This window comes from Nitrospirota bacterium (assembly GCA_016195565.1).
Taxonomy (GTDB): domain Bacteria; phylum Nitrospirota; class Thermodesulfovibrionia; order Thermodesulfovibrionales; family UBA1546; genus UBA1546.
Map to the genome: position 1 here is coordinate 36,941 of JACPZK010000029.1, position 16,448 is coordinate 53,388.

At 43.6% G+C, this 16,448-nt stretch carries 19 protein-coding genes; all 19 read right to left on the reverse strand.

Going from position 1 to position 16,448, the window contains the following annotated elements; all coding sequences use genetic code 11:
• Nucleotides 1-2: 2 nt before the first annotated feature.
• Complete coding sequence (locus HY035_09490) at nt 3-452, reverse strand: universal stress protein (GenBank protein ID MBI3378612.1); 450 nt, start codon at nt 450-452, stop codon at nt 3-5.
• 10 nt (nt 453-462) lie between these two features.
• Entirely contained in the window at nt 463-1,047 is a 585-nt protein-coding gene (locus HY035_09495; GenBank protein ID MBI3378613.1) for a rubrerythrin family protein, read from the reverse strand.
• Nucleotides 1,048-1,106: 59 nt separating this feature from the next.
• Nucleotides 1,107-1,661 carry a DsrE family protein gene (locus HY035_09500; protein MBI3378614.1) on the reverse strand — a complete coding sequence of 185 codons (555 nt, stop codon included), beginning with the start codon at nt 1,659-1,661 and terminating at the stop codon, nt 1,107-1,109.
• 307 nt (nt 1,662-1,968) lie between these two features.
• A complete protein-coding gene (locus tag HY035_09505; GenBank protein ID MBI3378615.1) occupies nt 1,969-2,067 on the reverse strand; it encodes a substrate-binding domain-containing protein in 99 nt (32 codons plus the stop codon).
• A 12-nt stretch (nt 2,068-2,079) separates the two neighbouring features.
• On the reverse strand, nt 2,080-2,436 hold the full coding sequence (locus tag HY035_09510) for a DsrE family protein (protein ID MBI3378616.1): 357 nt from the start codon (nt 2,434-2,436) through the stop codon (nt 2,080-2,082).
• Nucleotides 2,437-2,546: 110 nt separating this feature from the next.
• Nucleotides 2,547-2,948 carry a DUF202 domain-containing protein gene (locus tag HY035_09515; GenBank protein MBI3378617.1) on the reverse strand — a complete coding sequence of 134 codons (402 nt, stop codon included), beginning with the start codon at nt 2,946-2,948 and terminating at the stop codon, nt 2,547-2,549.
• A gap of 15 nt (nt 2,949-2,963) precedes the next feature.
• The gene (locus tag HY035_09520; GenBank protein ID MBI3378618.1) at nt 2,964-3,668 is read right to left on the reverse strand and encodes a DUF1003 domain-containing protein; all 705 of its coding nucleotides are present in this window, start codon (nt 3,666-3,668) and stop codon (nt 2,964-2,966) included.
• A gap of 68 nt (nt 3,669-3,736) precedes the next feature.
• The gene (gene tatA / locus HY035_09525) at nt 3,737-3,922 is read right to left on the reverse strand and encodes a twin-arginine translocase TatA/TatE family subunit (GenBank protein ID MBI3378619.1); all 186 of its coding nucleotides are present in this window, start codon (nt 3,920-3,922) and stop codon (nt 3,737-3,739) included.
• Between the two features lie 51 nt (nt 3,923-3,973).
• On the reverse strand, nt 3,974-5,893 hold the full coding sequence (locus tag HY035_09530) for a sulfatase-like hydrolase/transferase (protein ID MBI3378620.1): 1,920 nt from the start codon (nt 5,891-5,893) through the stop codon (nt 3,974-3,976).
• Nucleotides 5,894-6,036: 143 nt separating this feature from the next.
• Complete coding sequence (locus HY035_09535) at nt 6,037-8,607, reverse strand: hypothetical protein (protein MBI3378621.1); 2,571 nt, start codon at nt 8,605-8,607, stop codon at nt 6,037-6,039.
• Entirely contained in the window at nt 8,604-8,975 is a 372-nt protein-coding gene (locus HY035_09540) for a response regulator (GenBank protein ID MBI3378622.1), read from the reverse strand. The genes HY035_09535 and HY035_09540 overlap by 4 nt, the downstream gene beginning before the upstream one ends.
• On the reverse strand, nt 8,972-10,402 hold the full coding sequence (locus tag HY035_09545; GenBank protein ID MBI3378623.1) for a HAMP domain-containing protein: 1,431 nt from the start codon (nt 10,400-10,402) through the stop codon (nt 8,972-8,974). The genes HY035_09540 and HY035_09545 overlap by 4 nt, the downstream gene beginning before the upstream one ends.
• Nucleotides 10,403-10,405: 3 nt before the next feature.
• A complete protein-coding gene (locus tag HY035_09550) occupies nt 10,406-11,314 on the reverse strand; it encodes a sulfite exporter TauE/SafE family protein (protein MBI3378624.1) in 909 nt (302 codons plus the stop codon).
• Nucleotides 11,315-11,338: 24 nt separating this feature from the next.
• A complete protein-coding gene (locus HY035_09555; GenBank protein ID MBI3378625.1) occupies nt 11,339-11,764 on the reverse strand; it encodes a universal stress protein in 426 nt (141 codons plus the stop codon).
• Nucleotides 11,765-11,769: 5 nt separating this feature from the next.
• Entirely contained in the window at nt 11,770-12,627 is an 858-nt protein-coding gene (locus HY035_09560) for a universal stress protein (protein MBI3378626.1), read from the reverse strand.
• 2 nt (nt 12,628-12,629) lie between these two features.
• Nucleotides 12,630-13,454 carry a TIGR02186 family protein gene (locus HY035_09565; GenBank protein MBI3378627.1) on the reverse strand — a complete coding sequence of 275 codons (825 nt, stop codon included), beginning with the start codon at nt 13,452-13,454 and terminating at the stop codon, nt 12,630-12,632.
• Complete coding sequence (locus tag HY035_09570) at nt 13,454-14,371, reverse strand: sulfite exporter TauE/SafE family protein (protein MBI3378628.1); 918 nt, start codon at nt 14,369-14,371, stop codon at nt 13,454-13,456. The genes HY035_09565 and HY035_09570 overlap by 1 nt, the downstream gene beginning before the upstream one ends.
• Before the next feature lie 25 nt (nt 14,372-14,396).
• The gene (locus tag HY035_09575) at nt 14,397-14,870 is read right to left on the reverse strand and encodes a hypothetical protein (GenBank protein ID MBI3378629.1); all 474 of its coding nucleotides are present in this window, start codon (nt 14,868-14,870) and stop codon (nt 14,397-14,399) included.
• A gap of 223 nt (nt 14,871-15,093) precedes the next feature.
• Complete coding sequence (locus tag HY035_09580) at nt 15,094-16,425, reverse strand: sigma-54-dependent Fis family transcriptional regulator (GenBank protein MBI3378630.1); 1,332 nt, start codon at nt 16,423-16,425, stop codon at nt 15,094-15,096.
• Nucleotides 16,426-16,448: the final 23 nt, after the last annotated feature.

The following is a 16,448-nucleotide window of genomic DNA, read 5'->3' on the forward strand; positions in this document are numbered from 1 at the left end:
CGTCACCTTCTTACCACGAGCACAGGAACCTTCGTCTCCTTATGAATGACTCCGTAGGTAACGCTGCCGAGGACTGCGGCTGCTAAAGCGCTTCTGCCATGGGAACCCATAACAATAAGATTTGCCTTCGACCTCTCAGCCTCTTTCACAATATCCTCAACAGGATGCCCTGTTGTTATGATGGTCTTTGACTGAACACTATTCTTATCGCAGAGTTTCTTTACTTCACCGTCATACCTCTGGGCAGCCTCACGTAGATAATCCTCCATAGGCTCTATTACATGCATTGCAGTCTCACGTGCAGGAACTGTCTGGCTTATAAGTGAGCGATTATCGATAACGCTCATGATAATTACTGAGGCATTCAACTGTTTTGCAAGGTCAATTGCATACCTTGCTGCCTTTTGAGCTGTCTCTGAACCGTCTGTTGGCACAAGAATCTTTGAAATCATAAGTCCTCCTTTAATATTCTTCGCATTTAATCTGAAAATAATTTGACTCATGATCGCACGAAGGACATTTCTTAGGGGGGGCTTCGCCTTCATGGATATAGCCGCATTTCCTGCAGACCCAGTAGACCTTTCCGTCTTTCTTGAACACTGTGCTTCCTTCGACTTCCTTCAATAATTTTTTATATCGTTCTTCGTGATGTTCCTCTGCCTTAGCGATTGCCCTTAAGCGTCTGGCAATTTCAGGGAATCCCTCTTTCTCGGCAATATCCGCAAATTCAGGATACATTTTGGCATATTCATAATGTTCTCCTGCAATTGCTGCCTTTAGATTCTCGGCAGTATCTCCAAGCACTGTGGGCGCCGCTGCTCCAACAATTATTTCGCTTAAGTCCTCATTGCTTTTTTTCTTCAGCTCATTGATTAACCTGAACAACCAATTGGCATGCTCCCTTTCATTATCTGCTGTTATGAGAAAAATCTCCGAAATCTGGTCGAAGCCCTCTTTTTGCGCGATTTTTGAATAAAATGTGTAACGATTTCTTGCCTGACTTTCACCGATAAACGCCTTTGCGAGATTTTCAATCGTCTTTTGCACAAATCCTCCTCATTTTTTAAAAGTCTGTTAACCTGAAAATACCTGCAGTTTACTCCTTATCACGGAGTTATCGGCAGGTAGCCGGATTTTTCGAAATCAACTACGGCCCCGATGCCGGTCACCACGATGCGGCTAAAAGGAAATATGTCTTCCGGTTTATAGCCCTTCAATTTCATGGCCACATGACACTCGTACATTTTCACCCTGCCTTTGTACATGGTTTCAATCATTGCCTTGTTGGGATTGCCTTTAGGATGAGGCTGTTTCACTTTGAGGTCATACGCCTCGTCGGTCAATAGAAACTGCGCCCCGTCGGCCCTGAAGACCATAATAATCTCATAGTCTTTTCCGGGTTTCATGCCAAGGTCTGTATACTGATCGTAAAGGTTTTTAACAGCCATGACCTGCTTGCTTATACCATTCGGCATGGTGTCTGAATAATTGATTTGAGCAACCACTCTAATCCCTGTTTGATTCGTAATCTGTAATGGCGGCTTGGTATTTTCTGTTGTTCCATTTCCGGTTTCAGCCCAAACAACTGGTTGAATGCCTGTAAGTAAAAGGGCAAAAAATCCAAAGACCGCCATTGCAACAAAGCTCATTTTTATATTCATAATTCTCCTCCCTTGTTTGTCTGACATTCCGTGAAATTCAAATAATAAAAAGTATATCTCACCTCCAATTGTAAAACAACAGAGACATGCTCATTTTACACGTTGCGCACGTTTGATAAGCCGCTGCAGAATCTCATTGGTCAGACGGGATCCATTTGACGTGCGGAATATCTCCTGTGCATGAGCAGAACCCTTAAATATAAGAACTTCATTTTGTTTCCCCTGTGCTTCCTTTGCCATACGCTCCTTTGCCCCGGAGCAGTCCGTGAACCGTCTTCCCATAGCCATAATAGGTTGCTCGATAATTTTAATTCGCACTGCTAAAGCCGTAGCCTGCATATATGTCTTGAGCCTTCCTGCTCCTCATGAATTCGAGAAATGCCTCTGCCGCGACCCTGTGCTGCACGGTTTTCTCTGTTCATGGTTTCACATACGCATAGCCTTCATGCTGTTTCTTTATGATCTCGGTTATCCCGGCAGGTACTACCGAGACAAAGGCGGGCAGGTTCTCCTCGCTTATACAGACTGCGCCTCCTGAACACAACTTTTTTAATGAATTCCTGCATGCAAGGAATTTTACGCCCTTTTCAGAAAGGTCTTTCATCTTCTCAATCTTATCAGCATCGGCATAAACAGCAACAGCGTGTCCATTGGCAAGCACTGCCACATCCACACTACCCTCTCCAACATCCTTTATAAGATTTGTTATATTCCCGAGGGCAACATTCCATCTGTCAATTTCATTTACATGAAATAAGACTTTTAATCTATCCATAATAACCTCCTCTAAATATTTTGTTTTTTGTAATTTCAGAATAGATTAGGCAGCATAAACTATACAAATTTATTTTTTAAATACTTATATCAAGTTCTGGCTCTTTTGGCTCATGTGCTATGAATTAAATATATTACAAGAAAGATCCCGATTGTAAGGACGGATATGGTAAGGAGTATGTCGAGTATTAAAGATGGCTGGTAGGTATCATCATCTATCTCTTTTTCAACTTTCTTATATCTGATAAATGCAAGCACACCCATCAGAGCTCCGAGGGCTACAAGGAATATTCCGAAGATTGAAGAATACCCAGGAGATGGAGGCGTGACCTCTTTCCCTAAAAAATATGATATCTGTTTCACGAACAGGGCAAACTTCTCCACAACAAAACCAAAGGCCATTATGCCGATGCTTGTCCTTATCCAAGCAAGGAAGGTCCGCTCATTTGCCATGTGCACACGGCGGTTGCGGACTTTTGGAGATTTTTGATTCTCTGCCGTGTTCTTATCCATTGACATAGGGACGGATCATTTGTTATCACGCGACAATTCGTTCATAATGTCTTCCATCATCTCTATCTGAATCTGCTGGATTTCAAGGAGTTTCTGCTGCTGGTTCAGGATCAGGTGGTCAACTTTCTCATTCAACATTCTTATTTCCAGTTCGGCTTTCAGATTTACTTTGTAATCATGTTTAGATCGCTCTCTGTCTTTTTCCTCAAGTCTGTTCTGACTCATCATAATGACTGGAGCCTGCATTGCCGCCAGACAGGACAAGATAAGATTCAAAAAGATAAACGGATATGGGTCAAAAGGTTTTTGTACCAGAACATAAACATTGATGGATATCCATGCAAAAAGGAATATCATGAAAAGTGAGATAAAAGACCAGCTTCCACCAAAATTACCAATTTTATCAGCGAGTCTTTGGCCGAAAGTCAGTTTTTGCTTGAATGTCTCATCTATATTTTCTGCAATCAGCTCGCCTTCTTTGAAACTCTCCAAAACTTCATGCTCCAAATTGGTAAGGGAACCCAATTCCTCTTTCATGGTGTTTTCAATGTATCTCTGTCTGTAAAAATTCAATTCGGAAAGAGATACATATTGGTCTTCAGTAAAGTCAGGGTGGTCCTTTTTTATCTCGTTCAGAATACCTATACGAATTGATTTGCCACTGATTAATTCATTTTTAGGATATTCCTTTTTTGAAATACTGCTTATTAAAGTTTCCATAAGCCCAGCCTCATCATTTCCAGATATTAGAGACGGTTAACAGCCAACACCATAGCTTTATAACGGATTTATTTATTCAACTGATTCTTTTCTTCTGGTTTCTTTTCTTCTGGTGATTCACTTTCAAGTCCCTTCTTAAACCCCTTTATTGCCTCACCGAGGCTCTTGCCGAGGGCCGGAAGCTTGCTTGGACCGAACAGCACAAGTGCGATAACAAGAACAACCATTACTTCAGGCAAACCAAGACCAAACATAGTTTTTACCTCCTTCCATTTAGATTATAGTCACAGTACAGCGCTATATCTTCAAAATCTGTTTAACCCATGCTCAAATAAATAGTTGGCGGTTTGATAATAGCTGATAGCCTCATCCAGCAGGTTCTGGTCGGGTGGTATTTCTTTTATCTCACCGCTGCGCCTGTCGAATTGATACACTGTTCCTTTTTTCTTTATATCAAGTACCGCAAGCATGTTATTCTTTACATAGCCGAGTTTCTGATACGTTCCAATGAGCGCCCTTTCCTGTTCCGGCTGCATCTTCAGAATATCCTTGCCGAAAAATTTAGTCTTATAACTGAAGTTTAGAAGTCCTAAAACAGTAGGAGCAATATCTATCTGGCTCGCCAGCTTATCTATCCTCTGCGGTTTAAAATGTGACGGGGAATAGATGAGAAGTGGGATTTCATACCGGTTAACAGGCAGTGACGCCTTTCCCGCGGAGCCGGCGCAGTGGTCGGCTACTATGACAAAGACTGTATCTTTAAACCACGCTTCTTCCTTTGCGTCGTTGAGGAACTTCCCGATGGCATAGTCTGAATATTTTACCGCGCCATTTCTTCCGGAATGGGATGGGATATCTATCCTGCCTTCAGGATATGTATAGGGCCTGTGGTTGGAGGTTGTCATGATGAGCGCAAAGAAGGGTTTGTTGTTTTTGTAAGACTTGCTGAACTCTTTGATGGATTTATTAAACAGATCCTCGTCGCTTACTCCCCATGCATTCTCAAAAACAATTTCGTTCTTGGCAAGGTCTGTCCTGTCGATTACATCGAATCCATTATGACTGAAAAAGTAATTCATGTTGTCGAAATATCCGTAACCACCGTAAATAAACATAGTATCATAGCCCCTGTTCTTCATAATCGAGCCCCACGAGAACATGTTCTCGTTGTTGGGCCGTTTTACGATAGACCTGCCGGGAGTCGGCGGAACCGACAGGGTAACGGCTTCAAGCCCCCGGTCTGTCCTTGTTCCTGTGGCATGCATGTTAGTAAATAAGAGGCTTTCCTTTGCAAGCCTGTCGAGGGCCGGGGTAAGATTATTCTTGTTGCCGAAAACTCCGAGAAATTCTGAGCTCAGGCTTTCCTCAACTATTACCACCACATTGAGTCTTTTTTCTTCGCCTGCATTTTTAATCTCTCTTGTAACATCGAAAATGTTGTCATTGACAAAATAGTTGTTACTCTCCTTCAGGAGGAATCTTGCTTTTTGGAAGACTGTCCTGTTGTCTCTTATTGCATAAAATGTCTCGTAGTTTATCTTGTTGTTCTTAAATGCCGCAAAGAGGCTGTAGATGCCGTTGGCAGAGATCTCATTTGCATAGTTGTTGGCGGATATTTTGGCGAAACCCAGATCGACAAAGGCATATGAAAGTATCGGAACAGCCATAAATACTAACCCGCTCTTTACCCTCTGTTTTAAGCTGCTCTTTACCGATATAGACAAATCAAGCAGTTTCCTGAGAGACATAAAGGCCGTCAGCGATATAACTGCGATTGCGGTCAATATAGCAGGCATGGGATAAGATTCCGTAATATTTTTCACGACTTCCCGCGTATAGATGAGATAGTCCACAGCAATGAAATTGAACCTTACGCCGAATTCATCAAAGAAAAAGTATTCTGAAACGCTGTTGAAAAAAAGCAAATACAGAATAACGAAAAATGAAAAATGGATAAAAGGCTTATGAAACCTGCTTTGGTAAATTTTGTCGGGGACAACAGTAAGGTAAAAAACCAGAGGAAGTGAAAAATAGGCCGCGGCAACAATATCAAAGAAGAGGCCTACACCATAAATCTTAATTAAAAGCCATGGCGTCAGATCGATAACAGGCAGCGATTTAGCAAGCAGAATCGTCCTCGTTATAAAGGACAGCGCTGCGAATACGGCAAAGAACAAATACACGCCGGCAAAGCGGCTCTTAGAAAAAAATTGCTTTAAAAATATAGCGTTCAAAGCTTACTTAACCTTCATTTTTCTTGCTTGTTAAAGTTTAACTGAAATATAAGAAATCTGTCCACCTTATATATGGAGATTAAGTTCCAACCACCAACACAGGGCAGGGGATTTTATCTATACCACCCCTCCAGCTATAGTTTATAATTCTCCTCCAGAAAATTCTCCGTATACCGCTTAACAGCGCTGTCATCATGAAGCAATGCATCCATTTGCCTTGTATAGGCAATGAGCCTTCCCAGCTGGTCAAGTATGTTCACCATCTCGTCCCTTCCTATATTGGCGAGTCTTGCGATTATGAGATCGCCTTTAGTTTTTATACTAAAACCGTATTCCTTCAAAATATCCGCTATAAGCTGGATCCTTCTTGACCTCTTCGTGATATCTGTTGCGCCTCCGGCAAAGCGGAAGTATATGTGATTGTTCCTCTGATTCTCACTGCAATAGGAATCTATCAGATTGAAATGATACCCGAATCTCAGACCCATATTCAGATATTCCTTCGATGCGATTGCGATGTGCTGGCTGCTGAAATTCGCACTCCCCGAGACTATATCATCCATCCTCATCATGCTTGTAAAGAAATCCCCTACCTTTAGCGGGATAGGATCAGAATGCCATACCCCGGGATGCAGCATTCCTTTTATAATTGCCCTGAGCGGAATGGATGTAATCTCCTCGTATGTGGCATTTCTCTTGTCCGGCTTTATGTCCAGCCCTCCGCCAATGTCAATCACCACAATCCCTGTGGGTATCGGCAGGTCTAACTTCACAGGATGGCGGCCCTTTAATCCATACCTCGCACCCTCGACAAGTTCTGTAACAGCTTTTTCGTGTATAAATCTCAAGATGTCATGCATGGTCTTACATCCCTCAATTGTAAAACTATCCATCATAGGGTCAACGAGATTCAAAGGTGAAATGTACCTGAGGATATAGCGTTTTTTACGGAATTCATAGATGTCCTCCATGCGCCTGAAAGTTAAATCGGCATACTCAAGAAGTTCACCGATAATGCCTTCGTATATCACATTCTTTCCATCATCGTCTATATACAGTGTGATTTCCTGACCGTGTTTGAGAATACCGGTTGCATTCCCTGTATTAACGATTGTCGGGATTCTGAATTCCCTGCATAGAGATGCCATGTGGCTTGTGGGTGTCCCCGTATCAGTTACGATTGCAGATATATAAGGCATAACCTTAACAAAATTTGAGGAGTCATGTTTCGACACAAGGACAGCCGCTTTTGGAACTCTGTCCAATTCATCTGCCTGTTTTAAGATGAAGACCCTGCCGGCGGCAACGCCCTTCTGTATTGCGATACCTTTGTCCTTCATTAGCACTTTGTCATTGCGAGATGGAGGCGAAGCAATCTCTGTTGATTGCAAAGATTGCTTCGTTGCTTCGCTCCTCGCAATGACATCGCGTGTTTCTACCACCTTCAATGGTCTTGATTGAAGGATGGATATCCTTCCACCCTTGTCAATTGCCCATTCAATATCCTGAGGTCCCCTGAAGTGTTTCTCTGTAAGCATTGCCAGTCTTGCAAGTTCCAAAACCTGTTCTTCGGAAAGACAGGGTTTGTCCCTTATTGCATCTGGAGTCTTAACCTTCTTTGTCCCTCCATCTTTTTGATTGATGATCATGGATTCCTTTCTGCCCGTTTTCTCATCAATTATTTCAGGAGTGAGTACCTTCCTTACCGCATAAAAATCTGCATCCACTTCACCCTCAACTATGGATCTACCGAGTCCCCATGTTGCATTTATTATCATGGCATCATCTCTGTGTGGATTGGTTGAATAAATAATTCCACTGGACACTGCATCCACCATAACCATACATCCGACTGCCATTTTGAAATTGCTGATGTCATAGCCAAGTTGCTTCATATAAATCACTGCTTTTTCTGAAAACAGGCTGGCAATGACCTTCTTGTATGCCTCCTCAACAGCGCCGCCTTCCAAAGGCACATTCAAAACGGTCTCGAATTGTCCTGCAAAGGAAAACTCTCTGTCTTCTTCCTCTGCACTGCTCCTCACGGCAAGGAAACAGTCTCCTCCGCATCTCTTTCTTATCTCCTCAAGGGCTTTACCAATAGCAATCTCAAGGTCAGGTAGAATCTCTGAGTTGATAATTGAATCCTGCAATTCCTTGAGTTTTGATTCTGCTGTATTAACATCAATGGCATTTATGCTTTCTTGTAGATTATTGTGTTTTATAAATTCATCAAAGGCATGAGTTGTTACGGAAAAGGCTTCAGGCACATTGAGTTTCAGATAATTCTTTAACTCGGATAGGTTTGCGTTCTTGCCACCGACAACGGGATATTTATCCCACGGGATATTCTCATAGAAAATGACCATCTCATCTGTTGATTGGATTCTGCCGTTAAGCGCTCCTCTTATCTGCCCGTCAATGCGGTTGAATGTTTCATGCAGTTGTGAGTAACTATTTTGTGTAAGCATGTCAAAGCCCTGCAGCGAATCTTTGACGGCAGCTGTCAACTCTGAATATGCTCCCTTAATGTAGTTGATGTCAAAGAGGTAATCTCCGCTGAGCTTTTCCCCCATATCGGTAATAATCTCCAGCGCCCTCGTGTTATTTTTAAGCACGTCCTTGAAGCGTTCAAAAAGAACATTAAAGGGCAGTCCCCTTTTATGTCCGAAAAGGGATTTTAAATCCTCTATAACCTTTATCATTTCTTCTTGCTCAATGCCCGCTGTATGGATGTCTTCAATTCCTTTATCTTCACAGGCTTTGGGAAAAAATCATGCACCTTTCCCCTCAGCGCCTCTATAGCTGTATCAAGATTGGCAAAAGCAGTAATCATTATGACATCGGTTTCCGGATACAAATTCTTTACAGTTCTTAAGACATCCATGCCGTCTATGCCCTTCATCTTGTAGTCTGTAACAACCACATCAAACCTTCCCTCTTTCAATCTCGCAAGGGCAGGTTCTGCATTCAGGAATGTCTCCACAATATAGCCTTCCTGTTCGAGGGACATCTTTGCCATATCGCAGACTATCTTTTCATCGTCTATAACCATAACCCTATACTGGTTCATTTGACCTCCTCGCGGATTAGTGCATCGCCGACTTCAGTGTAAACAGGCAACTCTATGGTAAAGGTTGTGCCTTCGCCGATCCAGCTTTCGACCCTGATATCGCCCTTATGGTTTTTGATTATGCCGTAACTGACCGATAAACCGAGTCCTGTCCCGCCTTCCCCCTTTGTTGTGAAAAACGGATCGAAGACATGCGGCAGAAATTCCGGGGGTATCCCTTTCCCGTTATCCGTAACGTCAACCTCTACAAATCCCTTTCGAACTCCTTTCCGCGAGAATATGAACAGACTGCCGCCGTGTGGCATTGCATGAAGCGCATTTGTGATGAGGTTTACAAGCACCTGCTGTATCTGATGCGCATCGATGAAAACAGACGGGAGCCCGTCTTCAAGGTTTGTCTTTGCATCGACGTTGGCGACATCTATCATGTTCTGCATAAGATTCAAAGTCTTCCGTACCACGACGTTGATGTCCGCCTGCTTCAGGTTAGCCTCTTTAGGCCGTGAGAAATCCAGCAGGTTCCTGACGATTTTTTTTATCCTTTCGGTCTCTGCATCAATCTTTTTCATGAAGTCGATTCTCTGATCTTCCGTCAGGGACCGATAAAGCTCGTCGTATGTCTGGGCGATCATGGATATGTTGTTCAGGGGGTTGGTAAGTTCATGCGCCACGCCCGCGGTAAGGACGCCGAGGGAGGCGAGTTTTTTTGATTGGATTATCTGTTCCTCGCGGTTTCTAAGTTCCTCAGACATGGTGTTAATAGCGCTGATAACCGAGCCGAACTCATCCTTGCTCCTTATCCCCGGTATTGTCGCAAATTTGCCCTCGGTTATCGACGCCGCCAGAGTTTCTATCTTCTTTAGCGACTTCAGTATCCGCTGTGAAATAAAATGGCTTACGGCTATTGCAAAGGCAAGCACAACCCAGAAAGAGGAAAACAGAATTTTCTTTGAACCCTCAATAATCTCGTTAACACGCTTCCTTTCAAGTTTCGTCATGGATTCTGAGAATTCCCTGAGTTTCTTGCCGGCGTCCCTGAGCCTCAGTTCCATCTGTACGTCCCTGTTATTGCCGTTCTGTCGGACCTCACCGATCAATGCGGAATATCTATTCAGATGTGACTTCAGAGTATTAATATCTGCCTCTCCAATCGCCTTGACGATATCTGCTTTTACCTGCTCTATGGAAGCCGTGGTTTGATCTATCTTCTCTTTGATCTCGTCAAGCGCAGTCCTGTCATTATAAAGAAAGTAGTTCTTCTCGGAAAGTCGCATCTCCAGAAATGCCGTATTCATATCGTCGGCTATTTCGACAAACTTGAGCTTTGTAAGAATGAGATTCAGGTTCTGGAATGCAAAAAATCCTATCAGTAAAATCAGGGCGACATTAAAAATATTGTAAAGTATGATTTTTCGTTCTATCTTCATGCATCAATTACCGCCTAAAAGTATGGACGGTCTCAGGACAAGCTGAAGGGTCATCTGAACAGCCACCAAGAGGAGTATGAATGCAAGAAACAGTTTCAGATGTTCTCCCTTCAATTTCCTTCCAAAGACCACACCTATCTGGGTTCCGATTGTGGACCCCATGAGCAGGAGCACAGCAAGTATAAAGTCCACCGAATGGTTGGTATATGCCTGAAGAAAAGTGACCTCTATGGATGTAAATAAAATTATGAATAGACTTGTCCCTATCACAACGTGCAAGGGCATTCTCAACATATATACCATCACGGGAATCATCAGGAATCCGCCGCCAACACCCATTATGCCGGCCAAGATTCCTACAACCACTCCGAGCAAGATGGGAACCAGCAGAGAATGACTAATGCCTGACTTTTCAAAATATGTCTGGAGCGGAAGGTTTTTAAGAAAAACCGCCAATCCTGACTCTTTTTCTACATGTTCTACGGCCATTTTTTTTCTCTTTAGCTTTGAAAGGGTTTCAGAGAGCATGTATATGCCCACGATCCCGAGTAAAAGCACGTAGGTTACTTTTATCACAAAGTCCGCATTGCCCAGTATATTCAGGATGTTAAGGGCTTCTGCCCCTATAAACCCTCCAAAGAAACTTCCACCGAGAAGACACCATCCCATCTTGAGATCCACATTGCCGAGCTTATGGTGTGCATAGGCGCCGGAGGTCGCCGACCCCACCATCATATTAGTACCTGTGGCGACAGAAACAGTGGGTGATATGCCCAGCATCATAAGCAGCGGTGTAATTAACCATCCGCCGCCTACACCAAACAATCCGGTAAGTATTCCCACAATCAACCCAATCCCTATTGTGATAAGACTGTTGACGCTGGTTAAAGCAACGGGTAAGTAGAGATGCATTATTTCCCTCCTGCAAGAATCTAACTAATTATGACTGACCACCAACACAGGGCAGGGGGCATTGTGGATGACCTTTTCAATTGTATTGCCGCCGAAAATCTTTAACAGGCGCTTTTTCTTTTTCTGAGAGCCGAGAATAATGAGGTCGCATCTTTCCTCTTCAGCGACTTCTATAATATTTTTAGGCGCATCTCCTTCTTCAAGCCTCGTTTTGATGAGCGTTCTTTCAGCCTCCGCAATATCCTGAAACTCTGATACCGCTCTATTACCCCCGCTGTCAAGGACATCTCCGATATTCCTGATGCCGGTAAGGTTAAGCTCTCCCTCATTCGGAGGGATGACTTTAACGACTGTCACCCAGCATTGCTCGTCTCCGGCAAGTTTCAGCCCCTCGGCAAGAACATTCTTTGATCCGTTTACCGCTATCAGTATTTTTCTATATCCTTTCATCTGTTTTATTTCACCGCAAGCACCGGACATTTGGCATTCATTATTACCCTTTCCGTTGTGCTCCCCATAATCGCCTTGCTCACCCCGCGCCATCCGTACGTTCCGATGACAATGAGGTCGTTTTTCAGGCCTGATGATACCTTGACTATCTCTTCAGAAGGGCTGCCCTCCCTGATTTCTGTTTTGACGGTAATGCCCTGCGCAGATGCAATAGACTGAGCGGTATTGAGTATCTTTTCCGCTTCCTGCATCATGCTTTTTCGTATTGATGAGGTCATGAAAAACTCCACCATCTCCTCATACCGGGGCATTGAATAGAGGACTGTAACCTCAGAAGAGTCTATTGCCGATAACTGACAGGCTCTTGTGAGTGCGGTCTTGCTGAATTCCGAGCCGTCAAAAGGGACGAGAATAGATTTATAGGTGCCTGTACATTCTGTGCATGGTTTCTTCACCACTAAGACATCAACTTTTGAATTCACTATCACCCGTGAGGTCACACTCCCCATAAGCAGCCTGTTGAGTCCCCGCCTGCCATATGTCCCCATGACGATGAGGTCTGCGTTCTTCCCTTCAGCAACATCAAGAATAACCTCAGGCGCTTCTCCTTCGCAGAGGAGCGAATCAGCTTCTATGCCGAACTCCGAAACTATTTTCTCTTTTGTCTCCTGACAGAGTTTCCCTCCGATTTTCAGGCGCTTCTCCTGCTGTTCCGGAGCAATGCCGAATTCTTCGGTATCGAAGAAGACAGCGCGGGCAAGGAATAGTTTTCCGCCGTGCCTTTTAACCCAATTAGCAGCCTCAATTAGCGCTGCCTTGCTGTATTTCGAATCGTCATAGCCGACTAATAGTGTTTTATACATGATTAATGCGCGCCTCCGCCTTTTCTGAAGACCATGCCGACACCGAAGCCTGCACCCAGCGCCGCAACTATGGATATGATTCCGTATAAAACGCCGTTGTTTTTCGCCATACCTGCTAAACTCTTTACAATGCCTACCTGTTCTACAAGCACGCTTGATTGTGCAGTCTCAGCAACTTTCCCATTTTTTACTGCATACACAGTAACCGTATAAGTCCCAGGAGGCGCCTGATAAGGCCACTGGGTAAGGATGTAGTATTTCCTTTTTCCGCCCTCATGGCTGAATGATATTTTCCCTGAAGACATTGCGTAGAGTTTTGAATCCTCTTTAAACTTCACAAACTCTTCAAACCATTTTGTTTTATCCGACTCATTGGCAACAGGGCTCATTCCCACATGTTTTTCGAGCGCAGGATACCCGATAACATACTTCTCCATTTCATCCTTGTTTAATATATCCTCGATTTTTTTAGTACTGTGAAGGGCATAGAAGTTCGGTACATGCTCAAGATTCAATGTCCCTACATTCATCCACAAGAACCCTGCCGCTTTGCCTTTTTCCTTCATCACTTGATGCCCTTCCGGAGAGGTGATTTTAACGATTAGGTCAACATCCTGATTAGATATTCCGCTCGCACTTACCGTACTGCCATGATAGAAGAAGTCTATTGTGATATGGTCGTGATTTGCGTTAATCGTAAGTTCTGCCGATGCATTATCTGCAAATGTAAAATTAAAAATTAAAAATTCAAAAATAAGGAATACCAAAATTTTGAATTTTGCACTTTGCATTTTGAATCTTGAATTTTGAATCTTGAATTTTTTCATTAGTGTCCTCCAGCCTGAGACAAAAGCAGGGAAGGCGCCATAGTAAGTTCAAAGATTATCTTTACGGTAACAACAAGTACAATAACCGCAAGGATAATCTTGAGCTGCTCGCCTTTAAGCTTTCTTCCGAAAACAGCGCCGACCTGCGCCCCTATGGTAGAGCCAAGGAGTAAAAGCACTGCAAGCACGAAATCAACATTGTGGTTTGTGTATGCCTGAAGAAAGGTGACCTCTATACAATTAAAAAGAATCTGGAAAAGGCTCGTGCCTACGACAACGTGCATCGGCATCCTCAGAATATAGACCATGACCGGCACCATCAGAAAGCCGCCGCCAACGCCCATGATAGCGGCAAGCACCCCAACAAAGCCTCCAAAGACAATCGGTATTAAAGCAGAATGGGTAACTCCTGATTTTTCATAACGTGTCTTAAGCGGCAAAGACTTGAGTAAACGGGCAACGCCCGATTCTTTCTCGGATTTTGCGTCTTCAGCCTTGTTTTTCTTCATGCTCTGAATGCTCTCAACAAACATGTATGCTCCTGCAATGCCAAGCATCAGGACATAGGTCATTTTTATAACAAAGTCGGCATTCCCCATCTCCTTGAGTATCTTTATTGCCTGAACGCCAAAGAGACCGCCGATGAAACCGCCGATGAGTAAGTGAAAACCCATTTTAAAATCCACGTTGCCGACCTTCCAGTGGGCGTATGTGCCTGATGTGGAAGCGGCGACAATCTGGTTTGAGTCTGTAGCCGCTGCAACTGTTGCAGGAATGCCTAACATAATAAGGAGCGGGGTCATCAGAAAGCCGCCGCCAACACCAAACAGCCCTGATAGCAGACCTACCACCAATCCAAGCCCGATAGGGATGATAATGTTAATACTTGTTAATGCTACGGGTAAATACAGATACATTCAGACAACCTCCCTTTATTAAATTTCATGCGTGCTGCAATTCCTGTTTTGCTATAGTCACTACAGGCCGTGAAGCAGTTTTTACAAGTCTTTGCAGTTCTCTTGCAGACATATTTCCGTTTTTCGTAATGCTCGGGCTTAAAAGCACCATGTCAACAGCAGTTTTGTTCTTAAGAAAACCGCTTATAGCCCCGACAATGCCGTCTTGTGCTGTTTGCAGATTCGCCTCAATGCCCGATGTTTTACACTGATCAATCATGCGGTTTGATTGTCCTTCCGGATTTTCTCTCCGCATAACTTCCCTTGCAGTCTCATACTCGCTTTCCTCTGCAAAGGCTACAGCAGTCATGATGTCTTCGAACCTTTCTTCAAGCCTCTCCTTGTTGACCAGCAGTATCGTAATGCCGTCCTCAAGGGTCTGTGCGAGGTCAATTGCATAGGTCAAACCCTCATCACGATCCTCATTTTGATAGGTAACGAATAAAAGCTGTTTTTTCACCGCGGCTCCCTCCTTCTATTGATTCTCGGGGATTATTAAGCATAAGGGATGCCAGATGTAACACTTTGATAAATAAGGATAAATTAATGAGGCAAATGATTGTGTTTAGAATATGAACAGATGGGATGATGCAGATACTAAAAGATAACTCCTTGAATTAAAAAGATATTTCTGACAGGAATGGAAACGAGGCTATGTGTTTAGAATATGAACAGTGTAAACACTATTCTTCCTTCAATATCTTCCAGAGACTCGTTCTTGATATGCCAAGCGCTTCAGCAGCCTTTGAGCGGTTCCCTCCGAGCATCTTCACGACCTTTTCAACATACTCTTTAACAAGCTCGTCGATAGTCAGTACCTTGTCGGGATCAATAGTGTCGATCTGGAGAACACGGATAGCTCTCGGCAGGCTTTCAGGTGTGATAAGCCCGGTTTTTTCAAGTATGATTGCCCTCTCAATAATATTTTCAAGCTCCCTTACATTGCCGGGGAAACTGTAGTTTATGAGAATATGCATCGCATCATCAGTAAATCCGGCAATCTTTTTGCTGGACTTCGGAAGATGTTTTTTGAGAAAGAAATAACTGAGAGGCTTGATATCATCTATCCTCTCTCTCAAAGGAGGTATATATATTTCCATTATGTTGAGCCGATAATAAAGGTCTTCCCGGAATCTGCCTTCCGAGATAAGCCTTTTAACATTCTGGTTAGTGGCCGCAATAAACCTCGCATCAACTTTAATCGGTCTTGTTCCTCCAACCCGATAGAACTCTCCTTCTTCAACGACTTTAAGAAGCTTTGCCTGCAGGTTCGTCGGCAGCTCGGCAATCTCGTCAAGAAAAAGAGTGCCCGTGTCCGCAATCTCGACAAGCCCCTGCTTTGTTGAAACCGCGCCTGTAAAAGCGCCCCTTTCGTAACCAAATAGCTCGCTCGCAAGCAGTTCTTCCGTGAAAGTCGCGCAGTTAATAGATAGGAAGGGCATATTCTGCCGCTTGCCGGTAAAGTGGATTGCTTTTGCAATGAGGCTTTTGCCCACGCCTGTCTCACCGGTCAGCAGAATATTGACATCTGAACCTTTCAGTTCCTCAACCCTCTCAAGAATGCGTCTCATGCCTTCGCTCCTGGCAATAATAGATATCTTTTTATCCATGCCTACAAAGGTGCGTAAGGCGATGTTTTCTTTTTTGAGGCTCCTCTGCTGAAAGATCTTTCCGGCTTTCAGCAGAAGTTCGTCAAGGTCAAAAGGCTTGGTAATATAATCAACAGCGCCTTTTTTCATAGCTTCGACAGCTGAACTGATACTGCCGAATCCGGTAATGATAATCACTTCTGTTTCAGGATGATGGACTCTTACTTTATCAAGCAACTCTATCCCGCTCATGCCAGGCATTTTAATATCGGTGATAAGGACATCAAAATGGTCTTTCTCTATCACCTGAAGGGCCTCGGTTCCATTTCTGGAATAAGCGACTTTATAACCCTCTTCCTGAAGGGTGTCAACAATATTGTTGAGCGTAATCTCTTCGTCTTCAGCTACGAGTATTTTAAACGCCATAATCAATAATTCCTTTCATGCTG